The sequence below is a fragment of the Streptomyces sp. NPDC051218 genome, from assembly GCF_044455475.1.
Classification (GTDB): Bacteria; Actinomycetota; Actinomycetes; order Streptomycetales; family Streptomycetaceae; genus Streptomyces.
Map to the genome: position 1 here is coordinate 216,154 of NZ_JBITEU010000002.1, position 25,263 is coordinate 241,416.

Genomic DNA, 25,263 nt, shown 5'->3' on the forward strand with positions numbered 1-25,263 from the left:
TCGAGGGGCGAGATCACCCTTTCCGTCACCCTCGCACAGGGCGTGCCGCCCGGTGGTGGGCGCTTCGGAAGGTATCGATCGGCACAAGGTGCAAAAATCGTGTCATAACCCCAGGAGGAGCGTGGTCAGCGTGTCCCGGAACCGCCGCCTGATCCTTGCCTCGCCGGCCGAGGTCTGGAGCCTGCTGTCCGACGGCCACCGGTACGGGGAGTGGGTGACGGGAACCCAGGAGGTGCTGTCCGCGGACCCGCACTGGCCCGCGGTGGGCGCCCGCCTGAAGGTCCGGGTCGGCGCCGGCCCGCTGGTCCTCGACGACACCTGCGTCGTCCGCATCAGCGAACCGGAGCGCCGTCTGCAGCTGGAGGCGAAGGCGGGCCCCTTCGGGGCGGCCCGGATCGCCATGACCCTGGTCCCCTGGGGCGAGCACACCCTCGTCATCCTCGACTGGCACCCCTTGCGGGGCCCCGGCACCCGGATGCACGGCCTCCCCGTGGACTACGTGGTCGGCGTCCGCAACGGCATGATGCTGACGAAGCTGGCCCGTATCGCGGTGGGCGAGCACGGCCGGAACGTCTGAGACGGCGCACCGGGCCCGTGCGCTGGGAATACGACAACTGACCTTTCCTGCGGGAAAGTTGGTGTATTCGGAAGACATGCCAAGTACGCTCCGTGCGACATTGACCACTTGCCGCGCAGCGGCCACGCACGGCACGGGGGTAAGCCGGATGAGCCGGGAACTGGGCTTCGAGGGGCTCATCGAGGACGAGGGCTTCTTCCCCAGGCTGCTCGGCCGCAACGCGCGCGGGCGCGACGAGAAGCTCCTGTACGAGTCCGACCTGCCCGTCGTGCTGCTCACCGGCGGCCCCGGCATGGGCAAGCAGCGACTCCTGGAGCTGCTGCGGGACCGGCTCGGGCGGAAGGTGCCGGTGGCGCACGTGGACTGTGCGGACACCCGGTACGCACAAGAGGCCGCGCGCCGCCCTTCCTGCCGCTCGGAAGCGACGGAGGCGATGTACGACGTCGCCCTGCGGATGAGCGAGTGGCAGGGCCCCGGAGGCCCGCTCCCCACGCCGCGGTTCTTCGCCGGGATGGCGGCGGTGGCGGCCGGAGCGCGGCTGCGGCGGCGCGAACTCGAAGAGGAACTGGAGCGCTACCGTGCGCTGGTGCAGCCGAAGCGAGGGCTCGGCCGGTTCGTCCGTAACCTGCTGACCGGATATCTGTCCGCCCTCGCCGGAGTGGTCGCCCCCGCCGCCGCGCCGCTGGTGGGCGCCGCGCTGACGGAGTTCCTGGCGAAGCTGGAGAGCACCGGAGCCGAACCGGTGCGCGCCACCTACGGCGACTACCCCGCCGCCACCGGAATTGCGCAGGCCGGGCTGCGGTTGCTCGCCCAGGACTTCCAACAGGAGGGCGGCGAGAGGCAGTTCGCGGAAGGCTTCCTCTTCCGGGCCCTGCGCGAGGACCTGGAGTCCGCCTACACCGGCATGGGCGCCGCACTCACCCGGGTCGGCCGCCCCGCCGTACTGCTCCAGCACTCCAACTGGCCGGTGGGCAGAGTGCTGTTGGCGGCTGCGCTCGGCGACCGGGCCGACGGTCACCGTGAGCGCACGGTGCTCGTGGCGAGCGAACGCATGGCGCAGCCGCTGTTCCTGGCCGACGAGCCGCGCACCGAGGACCCTGCCGACTACCGGCCGGACCAGGAAGAGCCGCCTCGCTGGCAACGCCTGCCCGCGCGTGGGCGGTTGGGGCAGGGTGTGCTGCTCCTGCGGATGCCGCTGCTCACCACGGAACACCTGCAAAAGGAGCTGCAACACCACACCGGCGGTGCGCCGCAGGCGGCACACCTGCGCCGGGCACAGAGCGCCGTGCACCGCCTCTCGGGCCGCCGCCCCCGGATGGTGCAGCGTCTCGTCGAGGCGGCAGGAGAGCTGCCCGAGCTGGACAACGACCGGGAACTCCTCGACCAGCCCGCGGGTCTCGACGGGGAGCCGCGCGCGGTGCGCGACGTTCTGCTGGCCGAGCTGGTCCTGAGGCAGCTGCCCGAGCGGCTGCCCGTCGAGCACACCGACCGCTGGCTCGACCTGCTGACCCAGCTGTCGGTCACGCACACCGGCGACTGCGCCCGCGCCCTGCTGCGCAGCCCGCAACTGGAACACATCGCGGGCGGGCTCACCGCGGACGAGGTGGGGCGGCACCTCCTGGAAAGCGGCTGGCCCGCCTGTGAGCGGCACTTCATCGGCGACTTCGGCCTGCGGCAGCTCCTGATGAGCAGGCTGCACGGGCCGCCCGACGCGGGCGCCGAATGGCGCCGCAACCACAGCCTCCTGCACGACCACTACCGCAGCAGGGCCGAGTCGCCCGACCGTGCCTTCGGCAGCACCGCGGCGCACGGCCTCAACCACGATCTGGTCGCCACCGGCCCCGAGCGAGCCGTGCACCACCTGGCCGCCACGTTCCCGGCGGACGGCGTGGGCGCCGAGGAGTGGTGCGACCAACTGCTCGCGCTCGCCCAGGCACCCTCGCCCGGCGGCCACGACGAGCGGCACGCCCGGATGACGGTGGCCCAGGTCGACGGCACCAAGCTGCAGCGCCAGCTGGACGAGCTGCTGCACGCCGTGTGGCTCTGCGAGGAGCGCACGAGACCGCCGGACATCGCGGCGGCGGACCGGATGGCGCAGCTGCTGCGGGAGCTGGCCCGGGAGTACGCGGGGGCCGCGCCGGTGCTCGCGGCGCGGGCCGGTAAGTGGGACCGCAGGGCCCGCAACCGCCAGCCCCTGCAGTCCTGTTCCTGCACGGCCCACATCGGAGAGGGGAGCTGAGGGGATGTTCCGGACCACCGCCGACTGGCTGCACGAGCACCTGTGGAACACGCTGCTGAAGAAGATCTTCACCTGCGCTCTGGCGGCTCTCATCGCCGTCGGGGCGTACGGCCTCGTCTCGAAACTGAACGAGGACGCGGACAACTGCGCCGACGGCGTCACCGAGTCCGGCGGCGAGTGCATAGGCATCAACGGCTCCGGCTACGACTTCGGGGAGCCGGAGATCGCGCCGGTCGCGGCCAGGATCGCCGAGGAGAACCGCCGCATCGACGAACAGCCGCACGTCACCGTGGCGATGATGCTCCCGCTGCAGCCCGACTCGAAGGCCGAGCGGCGTCAGCTGCGCAGCGAACTGCAGGGCGCGTTCCTGGCGCAGTACCGCCTCAACAGGGAGCCCGGAAAGCCGGTGGTGCGCCTTGTCCTTGCCAACCCCGGCAAGGACTACGCCCGGCAGGGAGAAGTGGTGCCCGACCTGGTGCGGATGGCCCGCTCCGACCGGGACAACCTGCGCGCGGTGACCGGGTTCAACCTCTCCCTCGACGAAACCAAGGAGGCCGTGCGCAGCCTCACCGAGCAGCAGGTGCCGGTGCTCGTGGCGCGGGCCTCGGCGAGCACGCTCGCCAACCAGGAGAGCAAGGACGGGACGTACGACTTCAAGGGGCTTGCCCGCATCATCCCCACCAACGAGGAACAGGCGCGGGCGCTGGCCGACTACAACGGCAGCCGCAAGGACCGCCAGACCGTCCTGGTCCGCGACACCCGCCCCGACCCGTACGTCCGTTCACTGGCCCGCGCCTTCCAGGGGCTTCCGGAGGACGGACCCGCGGGCCCGGACGACATGACCTTCACGTCGCCCGGAGTCGCGGACCCGGGGGACGTGGACAACCAGTTCAGACCGACGGTCAACACGATCTGCAACTCGGGTGCGGACACGGTCTACTTCGCGGGTCGCTCCACTCACCTTCGGCTGTTCCTCAAGCGCCTGGCCAAGGAGGCGTGCGAGGACCGGAAGTTCACCGTGGTCTCCGGCTCGGACGCGGCTTCGCTGAACAACCGGATGACGGACGAGGACTGGGCAGAACTGCGCGACAGCTCCGGCAAACCCCGCTTGACGGTGCAGTACGCGGCGCCGGCTCACCCCGAATCCTGGAGCACCGAAATAGGCAAGTGGCAGCAGGGCGAAGAGGACCGGACAGGCAAGAAGCCCCCCGCGTCGAAGGCCCCCGGCTACTTGCACGACCCGCTTGCCGAGCTCGGCCGACTGGAGCAGACGATCACCGCACTGCATTCGGCGGGCCGGGAGATCGGCGACGTACAACTGGGCGACTCCCGCACCATGATGGTGCACGACGGGGTGCGCACCGCGGTCGAGGCGATCCGCGGCGCGAAGCCCACCGGCGCGGCGGTCCCCTCCGCCGAACAGGTGGGCAACCGCTGGGCCACGATGCAGTCGAAGAACCGCGTGGACGGCACGAGCGGCCGCATCTGCCTCACCAAGGCAGGCAACCCGTACGACAAGCCCCTGGCGGTCGTGGCCCTGAAACCCGGCACGAAGGAGGGTCCGGGCACCCTGGACTTCATCGGCCTCGCCTGGCCCACGGGCGAGCCACAGCCGGAGGACTGTGTCGTACGGGGCGGATAAGGGCGGCGGCGCGGCCTCAGCGGATGACGTCGAAGACGTTCTTCTGCAGGCCGTTGGCGTAGGCCTCGTGTTCTACGAGCCGCAGCTTCTGCGTGTCCTTGTCCGTGTCGCTGAACAGGCGCTTGCCCGCGCCGAGCAGCAGCGGGAAGACGAGCAGGTGGTAGCGGTCGATCAGACCCGCGTCCGAGAGGTGCCGGTTCAGGGTGGCACTGCCGTGCATGATGATCGGGCCTCCCTCGGTCTCCTTCAGGGCGGCGACCTCGTCCAGCGAGCGCAGGATCGTCTGCTCGCCCCAGCCGGAGACCAGCTTGTCCTCGGTGAGAGTGCCGGAGACGACGTACTTCGGCATGTCCTTGTACTCGGAGAACTCCTCCATGCCCGGCCAGACCGGGCTGAACGCCTCGTAACTGACCCGGCCGAACAGCATCGCGGTGGCCTCCTGCTGCTCCCGGCCCTTGATCTCGTACGCCTCCGGCAGGAACTCCATGTCCTTGAAGGTCCAGCCGGAGTTCCGGTAGCCGGGCTCGCCGCCCGGGGCCTCCACGACACCGTCGAGGGAGACGAAAGCAGTGCTGATCAACGTACGCATGTCGGGATCTCCTGGTGGGTCTTCACCGGTCGGCGCTTCATCATCGTGGTTACGGGGTTGTTGACCGCCGTACACACGCAAACTCATCGCCGGCCGCGTGAAATGGTGACCACCGGACGCCCCGGGGGTGAGCAGCGGATACGGTGCTCTGGTGACTGATGGGGAGGGGACGGTGCCGGGGACCGCGCTGCTGATTGCGGCAGCGCCGGTCGGCAAGGCCCGCATGGTGGACGCGGCCTCCGTGCTGCCCGTGCTCGCCGCGGTGTCGCCGGCGGTGCTCGCCGGTACCGCGACCGCGAGTGTCGTGGAGCTCGCGGACCCGCTAGATCCGCAGACCGTGCTCACGCGGCTGCGTGCGGCCGCGATGGCGCCGGGGCCCCTGACGGTGTACCTGGTAGGGCAGTTGCACCTCGACCGCCGCCAGCGACTGCAGCACGTGGCGCTCGCGCGGACCACGGCGGCGACGGTCCGCTACACCGGCTTCCCCTGGCACTGGATCGCCCAGGAGCTGCGGCTGCGCCCGCCCGGCAGGACGACCGTCATCGCCGACCTGCACGCCGACACGGAAAGCTGGCAGCAGCTTGCGCAGCGCCCCCTGGACGTGGGGCCGGGCGTCGCGCTGTACGGACGGATCGCGCCGCCGCCGGGCCGGCGTGCCGTCGCGGCGCCCTCGTACATGAAGGCCCTGGCGACGGTGTTGCGCAGCGGGCACCGGCCGCCGCTGCCCGACCTGCACCAACACGTCGCCGCCCAGACGATGGAGGAGAGCGCGTCCGGCATCGTGCTGCTCTCCGCCGACCCCGCCGTCGCCTTCCGCACAGGCGGACTCGGGGGCACCCGGGGAAGCGGGGTGTCAGTGCCCGCCCAGCACGGCCCCACCTCCGGCGCCCCCGGTGCGCCGCCTTCCACGGCGCCGCGGACCGCCGGCGCGGACCCGCATGCGGCGATCACCAAGGCCGTGGAGGCGGGACGGCACGGCGAGGCCGCGGCCATGGCGGCGGCCTGGGAGCAGGAGGCACTGCGTACGTACGGTGCGTCCTCGCCCGAGGTGGTGCACTGGATGGAGGTCCGCGGACATCTGGCGATCTTCGCGAAGGACCCGGGACGCAGCTGCGCGATCTGGCTCGCGGTGGTCTCCACCAGGATCACGGCGGGCCAGGCCCCCGACAACCCTGACGTCGAGGCCGCCGCGGACCTGGCACACCACCAGTGGGAGCAGCTCCGCGACCCGGCCACCGTCCGCGAACTCGGCCCGGCCCTGGTCGCGTTGAGACGCCGCGTGCCGGGCCGTCAGCGCGGCACGGCGAACCTCGTACAGCAGCGCCTCGTGCAGTTCCACACGCAGGTCGGCTGAGGCGCGTACGGCCCTACCGGCTCGTACGGCCCGATGCGCGCGCGGGCGTCCTAGCTCGATGCGCTCCGGGTGCTCGATGCGCCGAACCACCTCGGCAGTTCGCCGAGCAGTTCCTGCTGGTCCTCACCGACCCAGGCCACATGACCATCGGGCCGCAACAGCACGGCGGGCGCGTCCAGTTCGTCGCTGACGTCGACGACGTGATCGACCCGGTCGGCCCACCCTTCGACCGAGAGCCTGCCGGTCTGGTCGAGCAGCAGGCCGCGGCCCTCGTGCATCAGCCCGTAGAGATGCCCCTGCTTCAGCTCCACGTCCCGCATGCGCCGGCCGAGCAGCTCGTGGCCCCCGCCGAAGTCGTAGCTGACGTCGACCGCGGTGATCATCCCGGTCACGTACCGGTTCACCTCCTCGAAGTCCATCAGCCGGGAGAACAGCTCACGCAGCGCGGTCGCCCCCGGGTCGTCCCCGAGCATCGTGATCTGCGCCCGGGTGTTGGCAAGGACGCGGGCACCCACCGGGTGCCGTTCGGCGTGGTAGGTGTCGAGGAGCCCGTCCGGTGCCCAGCCCTCGACCGCCGCGGCCAGCTTCCAGCCGAGGTTGAACGCGTCCTGCACACCGAGGTTGAGCCCCTGGCCGCCGGTCGGCGGGTGGATGTGCGCCGCGTCGCCCGCGAGGAACACCCGGCCGTCCCGGTAGCGCTCGGCCTGCCGGGTGGCATCGCCGAACCGGGAGAGCCAGCGCGGCGAGTGCACGCCGAAGTCGGTGCCCGCGTAGGCCCGCAGCTGGTGCTTGAAGTCGTCGAGCGTCGGCTCGGCCGCGCGGTCCTCGGCCACACCCACGGCGGGCACGACCACACGGCAGATCCCGTCCTCGTTGGGCGGGGCGATGCCGAACCGCAGCTGGGTCTTGTGCACTTCCTTGACGGCGGCGGCGACCGTCTCGGGGTCCGTGGTCACCTCCATCTCGCCGAGCAGGGTCTCGACCTTGGCGGGCTCGCCGGGGAAACCGACGCCGAGCAGCTTGCGCACGGCGCTGCGTCCGCCGTCGCACCCGACGACGTAACGCGCGCGCAGGCGCGTGCCGTCCGCCAGCTCGACGGTCACCCCGCCGCCGTCCTCGTCGTCCTGGCTCAGCCCGACCACTTCGCAGCCGCGCCGGATGTCGGTGCCGAGTTCGACCGCGCGCTCGTTCAACAGCCGCTCGGTGACCGGCTGCGGGGTTGCCACCCCGTACGGGTGCGCCGTGTCCAGCGTGTCCGGCCACGGCTTGATGACACCGCCGAACAGGCCACCGACCTGGAACTTCTCATTGATCGCGAGGAACCGGTCCAACAGGCCGCGCTGGTCCATCACCTCTACGCTGCGTGCGTGCAGGCCCTGTCCGCGGGACTGCGCGGTGGGCTTCTCCGCCTTCTCCAGGACGACGGTGTGCACGCCATGGAGTCGCAGCTCGCTCGCCAGCATCAAACCGGTGGGTCCGCCGCCGACCACGATCACGTCAATCATTGTTCTCATTTCGCTCAAGTCTGGCTCAGGCCGTCCTGGCTCAGGCGGATGATTGTGCGGCAGGACCGGGGCCTTGCCGCAAGGCCCCCCATGCGTTATAAGTTAAGAGTGGCAAGGAGTTCGAACACTCCTTGCCTTTGTCATGTCGGGCGTCGGACGCAGGACGCCGGGCTCACCGATGACTCACCACATTGATGACCCGCCCATTGGGATCACGTACGAAGAACCGGCGCACTCCCCACTCCTCGTCCCGCAAGGAATGCACGATCTCCGCGCCACTCTCGCGCACCGCCGCGTAGACCGTGTCCACGTCGTCCACTTCGACGCTCATGTCGGGCACGACGGGCGCCGTCTTGTCGTGGCTCATGAAGGTGACTTGGGCCGTGGGGTTGGATGGCGAGCCGAGCGTCATCACCCAGCCGAGGTTCATGACCTCCTCGAACCCCAGCAGGCCGTAGAAGTCCCGGCTCTCCTCCATGGCCTCGGTGCGGATGTCGGGCATGGCACGGCGGATGGGCATGGGGGCTCCTGACGGCTGAGGGGTCCGGCGTGCCCGTGATTCTCTCAGTGCGCCCGGCGCCGGCAACGGAACTTCGAGGGGCGGGGAGGCGTTGGCAGGAGGACGCGTGGAACGCGCGCGGACGAGCTAACAGGCAGTCGAGGTGGCACGGATGGCGATGTGGGACCGGATCAAGGACCAGGCCAAGGGTCTGCAGCAGTCGCAGGGGGCACGGAGCTCCGGCGGTCACGGACGCCCGGGGCCGGGATCGGGGTCGGGGTCAGGGTCCGGAGGGGGGTCGAAGGCGCAGCTCGTGGGCGTGCTCAAGTCCCAGCTCGCCTCCCTCAAGACGGAGCTCAAGAGCGGTGCCTACCGTGACGCCAGCATGGCCATGTGCGCCCTCGTCGCCGCGGCCGACGGCTCGGTCGACCCGGCCGAGCGCCAGCACGTGGAGTCGCTGATCCTGCAGAACGACGTCCTGAAGAACTTCCCGCCGGAGCAGCTGCAGCAGCGGTTCAACAAGCACGTGGACCAGCTGTCGTTCAACTTCCAGCAGGGCAGGACCGAGGTCATGCAGGAGATCGCCAAGGCGGCGAAGAAGCCGATGGAGGCCAAGGCGGTGATCCAGACCGGCTTCGTCGTCGCGGGCGCGGACGGGTACATCGCCCCGGCCGAGGAGCAGGTCCTGCGCGAGGCGTGCGCGGCGCTCAACCTCTCGCCGCAGGAGTTCGGTCTCTGAGGTCCGCACTCAGGAGGGGCCCGCACCCGAGGTGCGGGCCCCGGCCCCGCTAGAAGGTGTAGCGGGTGTGGCTGAACACCTGGCCGTCGTGCCCGAAGCCGTAGGCCGTGCCGGGTGCCACCGCGAAGAGCAGGTCGTCGCCCGTGCGGATATTGTCGCCGAAGCCGTGAAAGACGCCCTCCGGCGAGGTGATGTGGTCTTGGTACTGCGCCTCGAACGCGGTGATGACCGCCTCCTGCCGCGCCGGATCCGTTACCCGCTCGGCCGTGCCCTCGACCACGATGTCGAGTCCCTCGGAGAGCGAGTTGTGCCCCGTGGTGAGTACGCAGTGGGCGTTGCCGGCCAGGTTCTTCACCTTCTGCTCGCCCTGTCCGGAACTGAAGTGCAGCGCCCCGTCGTGCCAGGCGGCGATCAGCGGCGTGACGTGCAGCCGGCCGTCCGGCCGGACCGTGGTGATCCAGAAGACCTCGGCGGCACGCATCCTGCGCTGGGCTTCGGCCCAGTCGGTGGCGGTGACGTCCTCCGCTCCGGGGCGCGGGTTGAGCGCGGAACTGTAGCGGGCGTCCAGCTCGGTCTTGGGCTGCTTCAGAGCCATGCGGAACTCCTCTCTCCCTGTGACCAAGGCTACGCAGCCCGGGCCGGCGGCGCTCGGTGGACGCGCCCGGAGTGGAGTGGGCGAAGCCCTTGCTACTTCAGCACCTGACGACTAGTCATATGGCTAATCGGAACAAGGGTGGCCGTACCGTAGCGGCTCAACTCGCTGGAGGGCACGTGAAGTTCTCCGTCATATTCGAAGCGCAGCTCGCCGACCCCACCGTCGAGCGCGAGCATCAACTCATCCACGACAGCGTCGAACAGGCCGTCCTGGCCGAGGAGATGGGGTTCGACCGGGTCTGGGCGGTCGAGCACCACTCCCTCAAGTGGTACGCCCATATGAGCGCCCCGGAGATCTTCCTGACCTGGGTCGCGGCGCGTACCAGCACCATCCGCATCGGGCACGGCGTGGTCTGTATGCCGTTCAAGTTCAACCACCCGGCGCGTGTCGCCGAGCGCGCCGCCATGCTCGATCTGCTGTCCGGCGGACGGCTCGACCTGGGGGCGGGGCGTGGGGGGACGCTCCAGGAGACCTCACTCTGCGGCGTCGACAAGGAACGAACGACCCAGGAGGTCGAGGAAGCCCTCCAGATCATCGGCAAGGCCTGGCAGGGGGAGGAGTTGGAGCATCACGGCGCTCTGCTCGACATCGACCCGCATCCGATCCTGCCCCGGCCGCGGCAGACTCCGCACCCCCCGCTCTTCCTCGCCTGCAGCAGGACCGAGACCCTGACCCAGGCCGCCGAACTCGGCGTCGGCGCGCTGGTGATGGGCTTCGCGGGGCCCGAGTCGATCGCCGAGATGCGTACGGCGTACGACACCGCGATCGCGACCCGCGGCGACGCGCGCTTCGTGTCCAGTGTCGTGAACGACCACTTCTCCGTGCTCTGTCCGACCATCGTGCTCGACGACCGCGACGCGGCTCGGCGCGTGGGCATCCGTGGCCAGCGGTTCTTCGCGCAGTCCATCGGGCACTGGTACGGCGGCGCCGGCATCCCCGACGAGGCCGTGGTGGAGGGGGCCGATGAGGCGGCGGCGATGCGTGCGGCCGCCGAGCAGGTCGTCGCGCGGCTGCACGAGCACGACATCCCGGTCCGGCCCACCTCCACGGCCACCTTCAACGCGGACCACGCCTACGGGACCGCCGACGACGCCATCGCCTACGTGGAACGGCTCCGGGACGCGGGCGCCGACGAGATCATGTGCCTCATCCAGATGGGCACCGTCCCGCAGGACGCCTGCATGGAGACCCTGCGGCAGTGGGGCGAGAAGGTCATCCCGTACTTCCGAGCCCAGGAGGCGGGATGATGCCGACGAGCGGGGACGGCAACCCCCGGGAACCTGCCTCGCGTCCGCACGCCGCGAGTACGGGCGCCGCGAGCACGGGCGTCGCGAGGACGGACCCCGCGGGCACAGGCGCCGCGGGCACAGGCGCCGCGAGTTCGCACGCCGCGAGTCCGGCGGGGGCTGGCACGCACGCCGCGAGCACGCACGCCGCGAGTACGGCCGGAGCGAGCCCGGACCTTGCGAGTACGGACCCTGCGAGTCCGGCCGGGGCGCGCACGTACCCTGCGAACGCGGACGCCGCGAGTGCGACGGGGGCTGGCACGGGCGTCGCGAGTTCGCACGCTGCGAGTACGGACGCCGCGAGTGCGGCGGGGGCTGGCACGGGCGTCGCGAGTTCGCACGCTGCGAGTACGGCCGGGATGAGCCCGGACCCTGCGAGTACGGACCCTGCGACCACGGCCGGGGCGCGCACGGACCCTGCGAACACGCACGCCGCGAGCACGGCCGGAGCGAGCGCGCGCGGCGATCGCCTCGCCCCGGAGGCGCGGCCCCTGGTCGATGCCCTCGGTGCCGCCTTCCCCGACCTCGGCGGCACTGTCACGGACGCGGTCGAGGCTCGCCGCATCCTTGCCGCGACGCCTTCCGCCGCGAAGGCCGTGCCGACGGTGGGCGCCGTCGGAGACCGGCGCATCCCCGGCCCCGCCGGAGCTCCTGACCTGCCCGTACGCGTCTACCGCCCACCAGGGCGGACCCGCCCCCGCCCCACCGTCGTCTTCTTCCACGGCGGCGGCTACACCCTCTGCGGCCTCGACACCCACGACGCCACCGCCCGCACCCTCTGCGTGGAGTCCGGGGCCGTCGTGGTCTCCGTCGCCTACCGCCTCGCCCCCGAGCACCGCTTCCCCGCGGCCACCGAGGACGCCTACGCGGCCCTGTGCTGGGCCGCAGCCGAGGCGCGGGTGGGTGGCCTCGGCGGTGACCCGGGGGCCGTGGTGACGGCCGGGGACAGCAGCGGGGGAGCCCTCGCCACCGTGGCGGCCCTGATGGCGCGGGACCGGGGAGGGCCCGCCGTGGCGCTCCAGGTGCTGATCTACCCGTTGCTCGACGCGGGGCAGGGCAGCGGCTCGTACCGGTCGAACGCGACCGGCTACTTCCTCACCGCCGCACACCTGCGCTGGTTCTGGGAGCAATACATCGGCCCGGACGGCGACGGTGCCCACCCCTACGCCTCCCCGCTGAACGCCGACGTCACCGCGCTGGCGCCCGCGCACATCGTCACCGCGGGCTGCGATCCGCTGTGCGACGAGGGCGCCGCGTACGCGGACAGGCTGCATCTGGCGGGGGTGCCGGTGACGCGGGGGCATTACCCGGGGATGTTCCACGGCTTCCTGGGCTTCCCGAAGCTCCTGGACGATGCGCGGGCAGCGGTGGCGGAAGTGGCAGAAGCAGTCGCCTCGACGGTGTCCGACAGGAAAATCAGCGGTGATGTTGGGGGTGTCACAGGATAATCTCCCGAGCCCCCTCTTGTGGCGGAGAACCTCGCCCGCATACGGTGTTCTGACGCGAGGTTCTCCCGTGGAGGTTGACAAGTGACGGAAATTCTTGTGCAGAGGGTTGCGGAAGAGGCGGTTTCTCCCGCGAATGGGGGTGCCCCCATCGGAAGGGTCGTGGAGCACCCGGCCTGGCCGATGCTCAAGGACGCCGTGGAGGAGATCCGCCCGTGGCAGTCCGCGGACGGTTCGATCGACTTCGACGCGGAGGACGCCCCGGCGAGGTCCGTGGCCGAACTCGCCGTGGACCGCGTGATATCCGGGATCGAGCAGCTCGCCCCGCTCCTGCCGCACGACGCCGCGTACCACCAGGCGCTCGGCACGGACCTGCGGCGCTGGGCGGACGGCGGATTCCAGGTGCCGGACTTCCTCGACTCGCTGCTCGCCTTCCAGCCCGCGGCGCACCGCGAGGACGGCCTGCAGCACCTCGTGGTCTTCCCCATGTACACGCAGAACGGCAACCCGGACCGCAATCTCGAAGCGGTCGTGCTGCGCATGGTCTGGCCGGACTGGCTGGCCGAGCTCGAGCGCACGCGTTACGACAACCCGCTGTTCTGCGGCATCACCTTCGAGGACTTCACCGCCGGGTACGACACGAACTCGGCCGTGCTCTTCCCGGAGACCATCGCCGTGCGCGAGGCGCCCGAGCGCTTCAGCTGGGGCGGCATCTTCTGTGACCGCGAGGCGGCCCGTTTCCGCCGCGTCACCGAGGCCTCCGTGGAGATCCTGGGCCTCGAACTGCCCGACGACATCCGCGAGATGATCGGCGACCAGGACCGCTGCCAGCAGGCGTTCGTCCTGTGGGACATGGTCCACGACCGCACCCACAGCCACGGCGACCTGCCCTTCGACCCGTTCATGATCAAGCAGCGGCAGCCGTTCTGGATGTACGGCCTGGAGGAGCTGCGCTGCGACCTCACCGCCTTCAAGGAGGCCGTGAAACTGGAGGCCGAGGGCGTCCCGCAGGCGCGTGACGTGCAGTACGCCGTCCTCTTCGACCGGATGTTCCGCTTCCCGGTCACCGGCGACCGCGTCAAGAACTACGACGGTCTCGGGGGCCAGCTGCTCTTCGCGTACCTCCACAAGCACGACGTGGTCCGCTGGACCGACAACAAGCTCAAGATCGACTGGCAGCGCGCGCCGCAGGTCACCAACCAGCTGTGCGCCGAGATCGAGGAGCTGTACCGCGCGGGCATCGACCGCCCCAAGCTGGTGCACTGGTTCGCCGCGTACGACCTGGTGTCCCAGTACCTCGCCCCGCACCCCGGATCGCGCTGGGCCAAGGGACCCGACGCCCTGGATGTGCAGCTTCCGCCAAGGAAACTCGTCGACGACGTGCTTCCTGATGAATTTCCGCTCAGCATGTTCTATGAGGCGCTCTCCAAGAAGCTCAAGCATGTGATCGCCTCCACCAAGGGGATCACCGCGGCGCGCGCCGAGCAGGTCGCCGCATGAGCGACCGCACCAAGGAGGCGAGGACGATGTCCGCACTCGATGGAGCCGTGGTCGCGGTCGCGGGGGCTGCCGGGCCCGCGGGCCGGGCCACCCTGCTGAGGCTCGCCGAGGCCGGCGCCACGGTCGTGGCGTCCGACGCCGACGCGGCGCGTCTCGCGGAGGCCGTGGACGCCGCGCGGTACGCGCACGGCGGGGCCACCGTCATAGGCGACACGGTCGACCTCCTCGACCTGGGCGCGGCCCGGGAGTGGGCCACCCGCACCGAGAAGGAGTTCGGGCGGATCGACGGCCTGGTCCACCTCGTCGGCGGCTGGCGCGGCAGCGCGACCTTCGCCGAGACCGACCTCGCCGACTGGGACCTGCTCGAAAAGCTCCTGATCCGTACGGTGCAGCACACCACGCTCGCCTTCCAGGACGGCCTGCAGCGCAGCGACCGCGGCCGCTATCTCCTGATCAGCGCGGCCGGCGCCTCCAAGCCCACGGCGGGCAACGCGGCGTACTCCGCGTCGAAGGCCGCCGCCGAGGCCTGGACCCTCGCCCTCGGCGACGCCTTCCGCAAGGCGGGGGCCGAGCAGGGCCTGACGTCTGCGGCTGCCATCCTGGTGGTCAAGGCGCTGGTGCACGACGCGATGCGCGCGGAGCGGCCCAACGCGAAGTTCGCGGGCTTCACGGACGTCAAGGAGCTGGCCGAGGCCATCGCCGGAGTCTGGGAGCGGCCCGCCGGAGAAGTGAACGGAACCCGCCTGTGGCTGACCGAGAAGCCGTGACCGCTCGCGACACCCGTGACAGAGAAGCCGTGAACCCTCCGAAGACCGACGCACGCCGTCACCACGACCCGGGTGTACGGGGGTTCGCGAGCGACAACTACGCGGGCGCCCACCCGGAGGTGCTCGCCGCCATCGCGCTGGCCAACGGCGGTCACCAGATCGCGTACGGCGAGGACGACTACACGGCCAACCTCCAGCAGGTCATCCGCGGCCACTTCGGTCCCACGGCCGAGGCGTTCCCCGTCTTCAACGGCACCGGTGCCAACGTCGTCGCGCTCCAAGCGATCACCGACCGCTGGGGCGCGGTGATCTGCGCCGAGTCCGCGCACATCCACGTCGACGAGGGCGGTGCCCCCGAGCGCATGGGCGGCCTGAAGCTGCTCACGGTGCCGACGCCCGACGGCAAGCTCACGCCCGAGCTGATCGACAAGCAGGCGTTCGGCTGGGACGACGAGCACCGGGCGATGCCGCAGGTCGTCTCGATCGCGCAGAACACCGAACTGGGCACGCTCTACACGCCCGACGAGATCCGCGCCATCTGCGAGCACGCGCACAAGCTCGGCATGAAGGTGCACCTCGACGGCTCGCGCATATCGAACGCCGCCGCGTCACTCGACGTCCCCATGCGGACGTTCACGAACGCGGTCGGCGTGGACATCCTGTCCCTGGGCGGCACGAAGAACGGCGCGCTCTTCGGGGAAGCCGTCGTCGTCCTCAACCAGGACGCCGTCAAGCACATGAAGCACCTGCGCAAGCTGTCCATGCAGCTCGCCTCCAAGATGCGTTTCGTGTCGGTGCAGTTGGAGGCGCTGCTCGCCAAGGACCTCTGGCTGCGCAACGCCCGGCACGCCAACGAGATGGCGCAGCGCCTGGCCGAAGGGGTGCGCGCCGTCCACGGCGTGGAGATCCTCTACCCGGTGCAGGCCAACGCCGTCTTCGCGCGCCTTCCGCACGACGTGAGCGAGCGGTTGCAGCAGCAGTACCGCTTCTACTTCTGGGACGAGGCGGCGGGCGACGTCCGCTGGATGTGCGCGTTCGACACGCGCGAGGAGGACGTGGACGGGTTCGTCGCGGCCCTCAAGGAGGAAATGGCGCGCTGAGCAGCGCCCCTCGCTGACTGCATAGGTATACGGCTGGCCGCAATTGCATTGACTCACGGTCGGTCGTATTCCTATGCTCCCGTGCCATGCAGCTGATCCAGGAAAACCCTGACCTGTCGGCGTACTTGGCCGCCGACGAGGTGGTCGACCACCACCATCCACTGGTCCGCGAGACGGCGGCCGGTCTCGCACAAGCATCCGCCGATACATACGCATACGCCCACGCGGCCTTCGAGTTCGTGCGCGACGCCATCCCGCACTCGCAGGACTCGGGCCGTATGGAGGTCACCTGGCGCGCGTCCGACGTCCTGCGGGAGCGCACCGGCATCTGCACGGCCAAGTCCCACGCCCTGGCCGCTCTGCTGCGCGCCGAGGACATCCCGACGGCGTTCTGCTATCAGCGGCTGCGGGACGACAACACCAGCGGCTACTCCCTGCACGGCCTCGTCGCCGTACGCCTCGACGGCGCGTGGCACCGGCAGGATCCGCGCGGAAACATGCCGGCCGGGGTCGACGCACAGTTCCGTCTCGGCGAGGAACGGCTGGCCTGGCCCGTGAACCCGCAGTCCAATGAAGTGGACTATCCAGTCCTGTACGCTAAACCGAGTCCAGTGGCGCTCGGTGCGCTCAGGCAAGCCCGCGACCGGCTGCACCTCTGGAAGATCTACCCCTCAGAACTCTGACGCCCGAACTCTGACGCCCGAACTGTGAGGCACGACGGACCATGACCATCGACCTGACCGTCTCCGACGAGGTCCGCGCCCTCGCGCCCGGCTTCACCCACGTCGCCATCGAGGCCCACGGGCTCGTCAACGGCCCCAGCAGCGACGGGACTTCGGCCCTCCTCGACGAGGCCGCGCGCCGCCTCACCGAGCGGCTCGACGGCCGCGCCCCGCACGAGGACCCGCACATGGTGGCCTGGCGCGCGGCGTACACCGCCTTCGGCGCGAAGCCGTCGCGTACGCGCAACTCCGCCGAGGCGCTGGCCAAGCGGGCCCTCGCCGACGGTGGTCTGCCGCGGATCAACACCCTCGTCGACGTCTACAACGCGATCAGCGTCGCCCATCTGATCCCGGTCGGCGGTGAGGACCTCGACCACATCAAGGGCGGCATGCGTCTGGTGCGGGCCGACGGCACCGAGGACTTCGCCACCATGGCCGCGGGGGAGCAGGCCGTCGAGCATCCGGACGCGGGGGAGGTCGTCTGGTGCGACGACGAGGGCGTCACCTGCCGCCGCTGGAACTGGCGCCAGGGGCCGCGCACCCGCCTCACGGAGGAGTCGGTCAACGCCCTCTTCCTGCTGGAGGGGATGGGGCCGGACTCGGGCGTCGAGGAAGCGGGCGCCGAACTGGCCGAGCTGCTGGCGAAGTTCAGCCCCGGCGCGCGGCTCACCGTCCGCGCGCCGGAGCGGGCGTCCGACCGGCCCGCATAAGGGCCGAGCGCCCCGAGTAATCGATTCAGCTCGCCTCGGCGGCCTTCACCTCGGCGGGCGTCGGCGCGGTGCCGCCGAGGTGCGCCGGCATCCACCACGTGTCGTCCGGGCCCTTGGGGCGTACGGGATAGGCGCGCTGCGCGGCTTCGAGAAGCTCCTGGCAGCGCTCGCGCAGGCGCCGGGTGATCGCCCCCGCGAACTGGTCCTTCGGCGCCTCGACCGGCTCACCGACCCGGATCGTGATCGGGATGTGGCTGCGCTTGAAGTTGCGCGGCTGGCCCTTGGTCCACAGCCGCTGGGTGCCCCACAGCGCCATCGGGATCAGCGGGACGCCGGCTTCCTGTGCCAGGCGTGCGGCGCCCGACTTGAAGCTCTTCAGCGTGAACGACGGAGAGATCGTCGCCTCGGGGAAGACGCCGATGATCTCCCCGGCGCGCAGCGAGTCGAGCGCGTGCTGGTAAGCCGTCTCACCCTGCTTGCGGTCGACGGGGATGTGCTTCATCCCGCGCATCAGCGGACCGGAGATCTTGTGCCGGAACACGGACTCCTTGGCCATGAAGCGCACGAGCCGCTTCTGCGGCAGAGCCGCGAGGCCGTCGAAGATGAAGTCGAGATAGCTGATGTGGTTGCTGACCAGCACCGCGCCACCGGTGCGAGGGATGTTCTCCGACCCCTTGCAGTCGATCTTCAGGTCCCACGCCTTGAACAGCGTTCTGGCGGCACCGATGACCGGACGGTAGACAAGCTCTGCCATGGGAGGGGATGACCCTTCGTTTCTGCCTGGGGAGGGGGTTCCCGGCGGGAAGTTACGCAGCCGTAGGTTTTTCGGCGTTGCGCAGATCGTGCCCCAAGAACGGACCGCTGGCCACCCATCGTTCCCGGCGAGCGCGAGATTCTCGTCACGTTGGGAATGTCCACGGGCGCCGGGACGCTGAAGGCGGGGACGGTTGGATCATGACGCGAGGGGCGGGAGGCTGACGTGCGGATACGCGAGGTGGAGCTGGGGGAGCGGGCCACGCTCGTGCAATTCTCCAGCGCCTTCTGTCAGCCCTGCCGGGCGACCCGTCGTGTCCTCTCCGAGGTGGCCGCCATGGTCCCCGGCGTGTCCCACGTGGAGCTCGACGCCGAGGCGGAACTCGATCTCGTACGGGAACTGCGCATCCTCAAGACGCCGACCGTGCTGGTGCTCGACGCGGACGGACAGGTCGTGACGCGCGCGACCGGGCAGCCGCGCAAGGCCGATGTGATCGCCGCCCTCGGCAAGGCCGTGGGAGACCCGGGCCACGGGGGAGGAGGGGCATGACCCATACGCCTTTCACATCGCGGAACGGACTTGACTGCACCCCGCATCCATCGCCAGCCTGCTCCCATGCCTCCGGAGCTCCTTCTCCACGAGCGCGTCCACGTGGACCTCGCCCGTCATGCAAGTGCGCGCTGTCCGGGCTGCTGAGCAGCCACGGAATCGCTCGTACCTCCTGCAGAAGGACACGTCCATGACGGCCACGCCCGACCTCCGCACGCCCCAGCTCGCCTCCCCCGACCTCCTGCGCTCCGTCTTCCGGCAGCATGCGGCGGGGGTCGCGGTGATCACCGCGCAAGGCCCGTCGGGTCCCGTCGGCTTCACCGCCACCTCGCTCGTCTCGGTCTCCGCCGAGCCCCCGATGCTCTCGTTCGGCATCGGCACGCAGGCTTCCAGCTGGCCCGCGGTCTCCGAGGCCGAACACGTCGGCGTCCACATACTCGGCGAGCATCAGCTGGACCTCGCCACGACCTTCGCGCGCAGCGGCGCCGACCGCTTCGGCGGGGGCACGCGCTGGTACGAGGGGCCCGAGGGCGTCCCCGTGCTCGACGGCACGCTGGCCTGGCTGGTCTGCAGGGTCGCGGCGCGGGTGCCCGCCGGAGACCACCGGATCGTCGTAGCGGAGGCGGTGGTGGGCGACCCCGCGGGCGCCGGCCGACCGCTGCTGTACCACCAGGGGCGCTTCAACGCGCTGCGCGACTGATGGCCGGCAGGAGTTCCCGGACGACCCACTTCGCGACTGATTACAGAGCGTTGGGAAGGTCACAGTTCAAAGCGCTTGCTTAGTGGGAATGCAATAGGTGTACTGGCGAGTAATATTCTGGTCGGAGCGCGGGCCGCCCCGACCGGGATCCGCCCCTTCAGGCGCCTATGCTGCCTGCAGGAAGGCAGTGGCCAGAGCAAGGCAGCAGCCGAGTAAAGACGATGCAGTAGGAGAGCCGGCGTGAGCTTGAGGATCGTTGTCACCGTGAAGTACGTGCCTGACGCCACCGGCGACCGGCACTTCGCCGATGACCTGACCGTCGACCGGGATGACGTGGACGGCCTGCTGTCGGAGCTCGACGAGTACGCGGTCGAGCAGGCCCTGCAGATCGCCGACGAGGCGGATGACGCGGAGATCACCGTGTTGACGGTGGGTCCGGAGGACGCCAAGGACGCGTTGCGCAAGGCGCTGTCGATGGGTGCCGACAAGGCGATCCATGTCGAGGACGACGACCTGCACGGTACGGATGCGCTGGGTACCTCGCTGGTCCTGGCGAAGGCGATCGAGAAGGCCGGCTATGACCTGGTGATCTCGGGTATGGCGTCCACGGACGGGACCATGGGTGTGGTGCCGGCGCTGCTGGCCGAGCGTCTGGGTGTGCCGCAGGTGACGCTGCTGTCCGAGGTGTCCGTCCAGGACGGTGTGGTCAAGGGCCGCCGGGACGGTGATGCCGCGTCCGAGCAGCTGGAGGCGTCGCTGCCGGCGGTGGTGTCGGTGACCGACCAGTCGGGCGAGGCGCGTTACCCCTCGTTCAAGGGGATCATGGCGGCGAAGAAGAAGCCGGTGGAGGCTTGGGATTTGTCGGATCTGGAGCTGGAGGCCGAGCAGGTGGGTCTTGAGGGTGCCTGGACGAAGGTCGAATCCGCCACCGAGCGTCCCGCGCGTACCGCGGGCACGATCGTCAAGGACGAGGGCGAGGGCGGCAAGCAGCTCGCTGAGTTCCTCGCGGGCCAGAAGTTCATCTGAGCTTCAGCCACCCCTGAAATCCGCCCTACTTCTTCGTAACCGCAGGAGATTGAAGTCCCATGGCTGAAGTTCTCGTCTATGTCGATCACGTGGACGGTGCCGTCCGCAAGCCCACCCTGGAGCTTTTGACGCTGGCCCGCCGGGTCGGTGAGCCCGTCGCTGTCGCGCTGGGCAATGGCGCAGGCGAGACCGCTGCCGCGCTGGCCGAGCACGGCGCGGTCAAGGTCCTGACCGCCGATGCCCCGGAGTTCGCCGACTACCTGGTCGTGCCGAAGGTCGATGCGCTGCAGGCCGCCTACGAGGCGGTGTCCCCGGCCGCGGTGCTGGTGCCCTCGTCCGCCGAGGGCAAGGAGATCGCCGCGCGCCTCGCGCTGCGGGTCAAGGGCGGCATCATCACCGACGCCGTCGACCTGGAGGCCGACGGAGAGGGTGTGGTGGCCACGCAGTCCGCGTTCGCCGCGTCGTACACGACCAAGTCCCGGGTTTCCACGGGCACTCCGGTCATCACGGTGAAGCCGAACTCGGCCGCGGTGGAGGCCGCGCCCGCCGCGGGCGCCGTCGAGGCGCTGGCCGTGTCCTTCTCGGAGCAGGCCACCGGCACCAAGGTCACCGCGCGTACGCCGCGTGAGTCGACGGGCCGTCCGGAGCTGACGGAGGCCGCGATCGTGGTCTCCGGCGGCCGTGGTGTGAACGGGGCGGACAACTTCCACCTCATCGAGTCGCTGGCCGACTCGCTCGGTGCCGCGGTCGGCGCCTCGCGCGCGGCGGTGGACGCGGGCTGGTACCCGCACTCCAACCAGGTCGGTCAGACGGGTAAGTCCGTCTCGCCGCAGCTGTACATCGCTTCGGGTATCTCGGGCGCGATCCAGCACCGGGCGGGCATGCAGACCTCCAAGACGATCGTGGCGATCAACAAGGACGCCGAGGCCCCGATCTTCGACCTGGTCGACTACGGCGTGGTCGGCGACCTCTTCGACGTCGTCCCCGCCCTCACCGAAGAGGTCAACACCCGCAAGGGCTGAGCCTCTTCAGACGGTACGAGTACGAGGCCTTCGCCACCGCGCACAGCTGCGGCGGCGAAGGCCTCGCCGCGTCACAGGCTCAGCGAAGCCTGCACCGGCAGATGGTCGCTCGGGAACTGCCCGCCCTGCGAGAAGGTGTTGATGGCCGCCGAGTGGACCCGCACCCCGGGCGTCGCCAGGATCCAGTCGATCCGGTCGCCGTCCGGCACCAGCGGCTTGTATCCGTGGAAGGTGGCGTACGCCTTGCCGCGCTCGTCCGCCGCGTCCCACGTGTCGACGAGACCGGCGCCCAGCATCGTGTCGTAGACCGGGTTCTTGTGCGCCGCGACGTTGAAGTCACCCGTGACCAGGAGCGGCAGGGACGGGTCGAGCGCGGCGATCCGTTCGGCGATCAGACTCGCGGCACGCGTGCGTGCGTACTGACTCGCGTTGTCGAGGTGGGTGTTGAGGACGTACAGCTCTGTGTCCGTGCGCAGGTCGTGGAAGCGGACCCAGGTGACCATACGGATGGAACCGCCGCCCCAGGTGTTCGACCCGATGACGTCCGGGGTGTCCGAGAGCCAGTAGTGGTCGTACTCGACCGGCGCGAGTCTGCGGGTGTCGTAGAAGACGGCCATGAACTCGTCCCGGCTGCCGCCGGCCCGTCCGGTGCCGATCCAGTCGTAGTGCGGGCCCAGGTCCTGGTCGATGTCCCGTACCTGCTGGTAGAGGCCTTCCTGGGTGCCGATGACATGAGGGCGCGCGCGGCGCAGCAGTTCCCGGGTCACCGGACGGCGGTCGGCCCAGGTGTTGGGCGGCGTGGTGCTCGCGTAGCGGAGGTTGAACGACATGACCTCCAGGCGGCGTCCCGCGCGTTCCACCGCGTGGACGGGCGAGGCGGCCAGCGCGGTGGTGAACAAGGGCACGGCCACCGCGGCGAGCGCGGTCTGCAGGCCGAAGCGGCGCGTTACTCGGGTGTCATTCGGCACGCGGTCTCCTTCAGTGGGTGGCGGTCAGGATGAGGTGCGGGCACGCGAGTGCGGAAGCAGGATCTGAGACAGGGATGAACGGACGAGGTCCGGCAGACGAGAGGGTGTTGACCAGCGGGAAGGTCGCCGGATAACTTCGCCATGCGGATTGTTGATTCCGTGAAGCGGAAATCGAGCGATTTCGAGTAGTGGTCCCGAGTGTGTGGTCCCGAGTGTGTGGAGGGTGCAGGAATGGGTCAGCAAGAGAAGGTGGCAACGAGCCTCGCGGGCGCGGTCAGCGAGGGCATCAGTGCCTCCCTCGCCCCGGTGGACGCGGAGCTCGAGCGCCGCTACCCCGGAGACCCGGGCACCCGCCAGCCGGTCCACACCGTGTACGTCCCCGGTGAGCTCTTCGGCGCCGACACCATCCGTACGTGGGGCGACCAGGCCCTGAAGGCGCTCGACGAGCACGCTCCGGACGCCGCCACCTTCGCGTCCGTCCTCGGTCTCGCCGACGACCTGGCCGCGCCGGTCTACGACCGCGTACGCGCCAAGCTGGAGCGCGAGCCGATCGAGGACCTGCGCATCGACTTCGAGGACGGCTACAAGGGCGCGGACGAGGACCAGGACGCCGCCCGCGCGGCCCGCCTGATCTCCGAGGCGTACAAGAACGGCACGGCGGCCCCGTACATGGGCATCCGCATGAAGTGCTTCGAGGAGAATGTGCGCGACCGCGCCATCCGCACCCTCGACATCTTCCTTTCCGGCCTCATGGAGGCCGGTGGCCTTCCCGACGGCCTGGTCCTGACGCTGCCCAAGGTCACCTACCCCGAGCAGGTCACCGCGATGGTGCGCCTCCTGGAGGAGTTCGAGAAGGTGCGCGGCCTGGAGCCCGGCCGGATCGGCTTCGAGATCCAGATCGAGACCAGCCAGTCCATCCTCGCCACCGACGGCACCGCCACCGTGGCCCGCATGATCGGCGCCGCCGAGGGCCGCGCCACCGGCCTGCACTACGGCACCTTCGACTACAGCGCCTGCCTCCACGTGAGCGCCGCCTACCAGACCAGCGACCACCCGGCCGCCGACCACGCCAAGGCGATCATGCAGGTCGCCGCCGCGGGCACCGGCGTACGTGTCTCGGACGGTTCCACCAACGTCCTGCCCATCGGCACCACGGAGAAGGTCCACGACGCCTGGCGGCTGCACTACGGCCTCACGCGCCGCGCCCTGGCCCGCGCCTACTACCAGGGCTGGGACATGCACCCCGGCCACATCCCCACGCGCTACGCCGCCGTGTTCGCGTTCTACCGCGAGGGCTTCGAGCAGGCCGCCGCGCGCCTCTCCGCGTACGCCGCCCACCGCGAGGGCGGCGACGTGGCGGACGAGCCGGCCTCGGCCAAGGCGCTCGCCGGATACCTCCTGCGCGGCCTGGACTGCGGCGCCCTCGACGTCGGCGAGGTCACCCGGCTCACCGGCCTGACGCTGGCCCGCCTGCAGAGCTTCTCGGGCCCGCGCCGCGGCGACCTCACGCCGCACGGGAAGTAACTCCCGGCACGCAGTGTCACCCCTGCCCCGTCGTCTGTGCGCCACGCAAAGTGGTGTCACAGGGACGGGGCAGCGGTGACTTCGGGGGACAGGGAACAGACGGGCAGTGTGGGCAGCCTGGCTGCCGGGTGCTACCGCGTGACCGCGCGGCTCGGACGCGGCGGCATGGGCGTCGTCCGGCGCGCCGTCGACGCGGTGCTCGGCCGCGACAACGGCAAGCCGCTGCCCGGCCTCCCGGTCCGCTGACCGCGCGCCGCACCACCGGCCACCCACCGCGACCCGCCAATCGTCAGCCCGCGGGCGGCAGTTCACCCGACCCGCGCTTGATGAGGCGCGTCGGGAGTTCGATGCGCTCCGGGGCGTCGGACGCGCCGTCCAGCTGCCGGAACAGGCGCTCGGCGGCGGTCCTCCCGAGCTGCGCGGCGTCCTGCGCGACGACGGTCACGCCCGGCTGCAACAGATCCGCCAGCTCGATGTCGTCGAAGCCGACGAGGGCCACGGGGCGGGTCAGCCCGGCGAGCACCCTGACGACCGTCACCGTCACACGGTTGTTGCCCGCGAAGATCGCCGTGACGGGTTCGGAGCCGCCCAGCATCGTCCTGGTGGCCTGCTCGACGCGGTCCGGGGCGGTGGGGCCCAGGGACATCCACGCGTCCTCGACGGGGATGCCCGCGTCCTCCATGGCCGCGCGGTAGCCGCGCAGACGCTCTATCGCGGTGTGGATGCGCGGCTGGTCACCGATGAACCCGATGCGGCGGTGGCCGTGGGCGATGAGATGGGCGACGCCGTCGCGCGCGCCGCCGAAGCTGTCGGAGAGCACGACATCGGCGTCGATCTTCCCGGCAGGGCGGTCGACGAAGACGGTCGCGACACCAGCCGCGATCTCCGGCTCCAGATAGCGGTGGTCGTCGCCGGCCGGAATGACGACGAGACCGTCGACCCGGCGCGCGCACAGCGCGAGCACCAGCTCCTGCTCGCGGTCCGGGTCCTCGGCGCTCGACCCGTTGATGAGCAGCGCGCCGTGCGCGCGGGCCACTTCCTCCACGGCGCGGCTGAGCGGCCCGTAGAAGGGGTCGGCGAGGTCTTCGAGCACGAGGCCGATGCTGGCCGTGCGGCCCTTGCGCAGGACGCGCGCGCTGTCGTTGCGCCGGAAGCCGAGGGCGTCGATGGCCTCCTGCACACGGCGCTCGGTGTCCGGGGTGACGCCCGGCTCGCCGTTCACGACCCGGGAGACCGTCTTGAGGCCGACTCCGGCGCGGGCAGCCACGTCCTTCATGGTCGGACGGTTGCCGTAACGGGGCTCGGGTCGCTCGGGTCGGCTGGCGGTCTCGGCCACGGTGCGCTGTCCTGTCGTCGACGAAGGTGAGCTGAAAGTGGTGCGTAAGTGATGT

At 70.5% G+C, this 25,263-nt stretch carries 24 protein-coding genes; 17 read left to right on the plus strand and 7 right to left on the minus strand.

What is annotated here, in order from left to right; all coding sequences use genetic code 11:
• Positions 1-130: 130 nt before the first annotated feature.
• From ACIBCK_RS07410 to ACIBCK_RS07420, 3 genes are all read left to right on the plus strand, one after another.
• Positions 131-577 carry an SRPBCC family protein gene (locus tag ACIBCK_RS07410; protein ID WP_399387626.1) on the plus strand — a complete coding sequence of 149 codons (447 nt, stop codon included), beginning with the start codon at positions 131-133 and terminating at the stop codon, positions 575-577.
• A gap of 148 nt (positions 578-725) precedes the next feature.
• Complete coding sequence (locus ACIBCK_RS07415) at positions 726-2,816, plus strand: hypothetical protein (RefSeq protein ID WP_399387628.1); 2,091 nt, start codon at positions 726-728, stop codon at positions 2,814-2,816.
• Between the two features lie 4 nt (positions 2,817-2,820).
• The gene (locus ACIBCK_RS07420; RefSeq protein ID WP_399387630.1) at positions 2,821-4,458 is read left to right on the plus strand and encodes an ABC transporter substrate-binding protein; all 1,638 of its coding nucleotides are present in this window, start codon (positions 2,821-2,823) and stop codon (positions 4,456-4,458) included.
• A gap of 16 nt (positions 4,459-4,474) precedes the next feature.
• Here the strand turns inward: ACIBCK_RS07420 and ACIBCK_RS07425 are convergent, their stop codons facing one another.
• Entirely contained in the window at positions 4,475-5,047 is a 573-nt protein-coding gene (locus tag ACIBCK_RS07425; RefSeq protein ID WP_399387632.1) for a dihydrofolate reductase family protein, read from the minus strand.
• 172 nt (positions 5,048-5,219) lie between these two features.
• Here ACIBCK_RS07425 and ACIBCK_RS07430 point away from each other — a divergent pair, with 172 nt between their 5' ends.
• Positions 5,220-6,401: a hypothetical protein gene (locus tag ACIBCK_RS07430; protein ID WP_399388866.1), complete on the plus strand. Its 1,182-nt coding sequence runs from the start codon at positions 5,220-5,222 to the stop codon at positions 6,399-6,401.
• Between the two features lie 50 nt (positions 6,402-6,451).
• On the opposite strand, the gene rox is transcribed toward ACIBCK_RS07430, so the two are convergent.
• Together rox and ACIBCK_RS07440 are read right to left on the minus strand one after the other, a co-directional pair.
• Positions 6,452-7,906, minus strand: coding sequence for a rifampin monooxygenase (rox, locus tag ACIBCK_RS07435; protein WP_399388868.1), 1,455 nt, complete (start codon positions 7,904-7,906; stop codon positions 6,452-6,454).
• 172 nt (positions 7,907-8,078) lie between these two features.
• The gene (locus tag ACIBCK_RS07440; RefSeq protein WP_399387633.1) at positions 8,079-8,426 is read right to left on the minus strand and encodes a VOC family protein; all 348 of its coding nucleotides are present in this window, start codon (positions 8,424-8,426) and stop codon (positions 8,079-8,081) included.
• 151 nt (positions 8,427-8,577) lie between these two features.
• Here ACIBCK_RS07440 and ACIBCK_RS07445 point away from each other — a divergent pair, with 151 nt between their 5' ends.
• The gene (locus ACIBCK_RS07445) at positions 8,578-9,144 is read left to right on the plus strand and encodes a tellurite resistance TerB family protein (protein WP_399387635.1); all 567 of its coding nucleotides are present in this window, start codon (positions 8,578-8,580) and stop codon (positions 9,142-9,144) included.
• Between the two features lie 49 nt (positions 9,145-9,193).
• Here ACIBCK_RS07445 and ACIBCK_RS07450 read toward each other — a convergent pair whose 3' ends face one another.
• Positions 9,194-9,739: a pyridoxamine 5'-phosphate oxidase family protein gene (locus ACIBCK_RS07450; RefSeq protein ID WP_399387637.1), complete on the minus strand. Its 546-nt coding sequence runs from the start codon at positions 9,737-9,739 to the stop codon at positions 9,194-9,196.
• 176 nt (positions 9,740-9,915) lie between these two features.
• Between ACIBCK_RS07450 and ACIBCK_RS07455 the strand changes: the two genes are divergently transcribed.
• The 7 genes from ACIBCK_RS07455 to ACIBCK_RS07485 all read left to right on the plus strand — a co-directional run bounded on the left by ACIBCK_RS07455 (position 9,916) and on the right by ACIBCK_RS07485 (position 17,329).
• A complete protein-coding gene (locus ACIBCK_RS07455; RefSeq protein ID WP_399387638.1) occupies positions 9,916-11,046 on the plus strand; it encodes an LLM class flavin-dependent oxidoreductase in 1,131 nt (376 codons plus the stop codon).
• 398 nt (positions 11,047-11,444) lie between these two features.
• Positions 11,445-12,533, plus strand: coding sequence for an alpha/beta hydrolase (locus ACIBCK_RS07460; protein WP_399387640.1), 1,089 nt, complete (start codon positions 11,445-11,447; stop codon positions 12,531-12,533).
• A gap of 81 nt (positions 12,534-12,614) precedes the next feature.
• Positions 12,615-14,030, plus strand: a complete 1,416-nt coding sequence (locus ACIBCK_RS07465; RefSeq protein WP_399387642.1) for a DUF6421 family protein — start codon at positions 12,615-12,617, stop codon at positions 14,028-14,030.
• Positions 14,027-14,797 (plus strand): SDR family NAD(P)-dependent oxidoreductase, encoded by a 771-nt coding sequence (locus ACIBCK_RS07470; protein ID WP_399387644.1) that lies wholly within the window; start codon positions 14,027-14,029, stop codon positions 14,795-14,797. Before ACIBCK_RS07465 ends, ACIBCK_RS07470 begins: the two co-directional genes overlap by 4 nt.
• Positions 14,798-14,826: 29 nt before the next feature.
• The gene (locus ACIBCK_RS07475) at positions 14,827-15,897 is read left to right on the plus strand and encodes a threonine aldolase family protein (protein WP_399387646.1); all 1,071 of its coding nucleotides are present in this window, start codon (positions 14,827-14,829) and stop codon (positions 15,895-15,897) included.
• Positions 15,898-15,983: 86 nt separating this feature from the next.
• On the plus strand, positions 15,984-16,580 hold the full coding sequence (locus ACIBCK_RS07480; protein ID WP_399387647.1) for a transglutaminase family protein: 597 nt from the start codon (positions 15,984-15,986) through the stop codon (positions 16,578-16,580).
• A 41-nt stretch (positions 16,581-16,621) separates the two neighbouring features.
• Positions 16,622-17,329: a B3/4 domain-containing protein gene (locus ACIBCK_RS07485; RefSeq protein ID WP_399387649.1), complete on the plus strand. Its 708-nt coding sequence runs from the start codon at positions 16,622-16,624 to the stop codon at positions 17,327-17,329.
• Positions 17,330-17,354: 25 nt separating this feature from the next.
• Here the strand turns inward: ACIBCK_RS07485 and ACIBCK_RS07490 are convergent, their stop codons facing one another.
• The gene (locus ACIBCK_RS07490) at positions 17,355-18,083 is read right to left on the minus strand and encodes a lysophospholipid acyltransferase family protein (RefSeq protein WP_399387651.1); all 729 of its coding nucleotides are present in this window, start codon (positions 18,081-18,083) and stop codon (positions 17,355-17,357) included.
• Between the two features lie 225 nt (positions 18,084-18,308).
• On the opposite strand from ACIBCK_RS07490, the gene ACIBCK_RS07495 reads away from it, so the two are divergent.
• The 4 genes from ACIBCK_RS07495 to ACIBCK_RS07510 all read left to right on the plus strand — a co-directional run bounded on the left by ACIBCK_RS07495 (position 18,309) and on the right by ACIBCK_RS07510 (position 21,380).
• A complete protein-coding gene (locus tag ACIBCK_RS07495) occupies positions 18,309-18,632 on the plus strand; it encodes a thioredoxin family protein (protein WP_399387652.1) in 324 nt (107 codons plus the stop codon).
• A 190-nt stretch (positions 18,633-18,822) separates the two neighbouring features.
• A complete protein-coding gene (locus ACIBCK_RS07500; RefSeq protein WP_399387654.1) occupies positions 18,823-19,332 on the plus strand; it encodes a flavin reductase family protein in 510 nt (169 codons plus the stop codon).
• 240 nt (positions 19,333-19,572) lie between these two features.
• Entirely contained in the window at positions 19,573-20,358 is a 786-nt protein-coding gene (locus ACIBCK_RS07505) for an electron transfer flavoprotein subunit beta/FixA family protein (protein WP_399387656.1), read from the plus strand.
• Between the two features lie 59 nt (positions 20,359-20,417).
• The gene (locus ACIBCK_RS07510; RefSeq protein WP_399387658.1) at positions 20,418-21,380 is read left to right on the plus strand and encodes an electron transfer flavoprotein subunit alpha/FixB family protein; all 963 of its coding nucleotides are present in this window, start codon (positions 20,418-20,420) and stop codon (positions 21,378-21,380) included.
• Between the two features lie 71 nt (positions 21,381-21,451).
• Here the strand turns inward: ACIBCK_RS07510 and ACIBCK_RS07515 are convergent, their stop codons facing one another.
• Complete coding sequence (locus ACIBCK_RS07515) at positions 21,452-22,348, minus strand: endonuclease/exonuclease/phosphatase family protein (RefSeq protein ID WP_399387660.1); 897 nt, start codon at positions 22,346-22,348, stop codon at positions 21,452-21,454.
• 231 nt (positions 22,349-22,579) lie between these two features.
• Between ACIBCK_RS07515 and ACIBCK_RS07520 the strand changes: the two genes are divergently transcribed.
• Positions 22,580-23,872, plus strand: a complete 1,293-nt coding sequence (locus tag ACIBCK_RS07520) for a DUF6986 family protein (protein ID WP_399387662.1) — start codon at positions 22,580-22,582, stop codon at positions 23,870-23,872.
• Between the two features lie 289 nt (positions 23,873-24,161).
• Here the strand turns inward: ACIBCK_RS07520 and ACIBCK_RS07525 are convergent, their stop codons facing one another.
• Positions 24,162-25,148: a LacI family DNA-binding transcriptional regulator gene (locus ACIBCK_RS07525; RefSeq protein ID WP_399387664.1), complete on the minus strand. Its 987-nt coding sequence runs from the start codon at positions 25,146-25,148 to the stop codon at positions 24,162-24,164.
• Between the last annotated feature and the right edge of the window lie 115 nt (positions 25,149-25,263).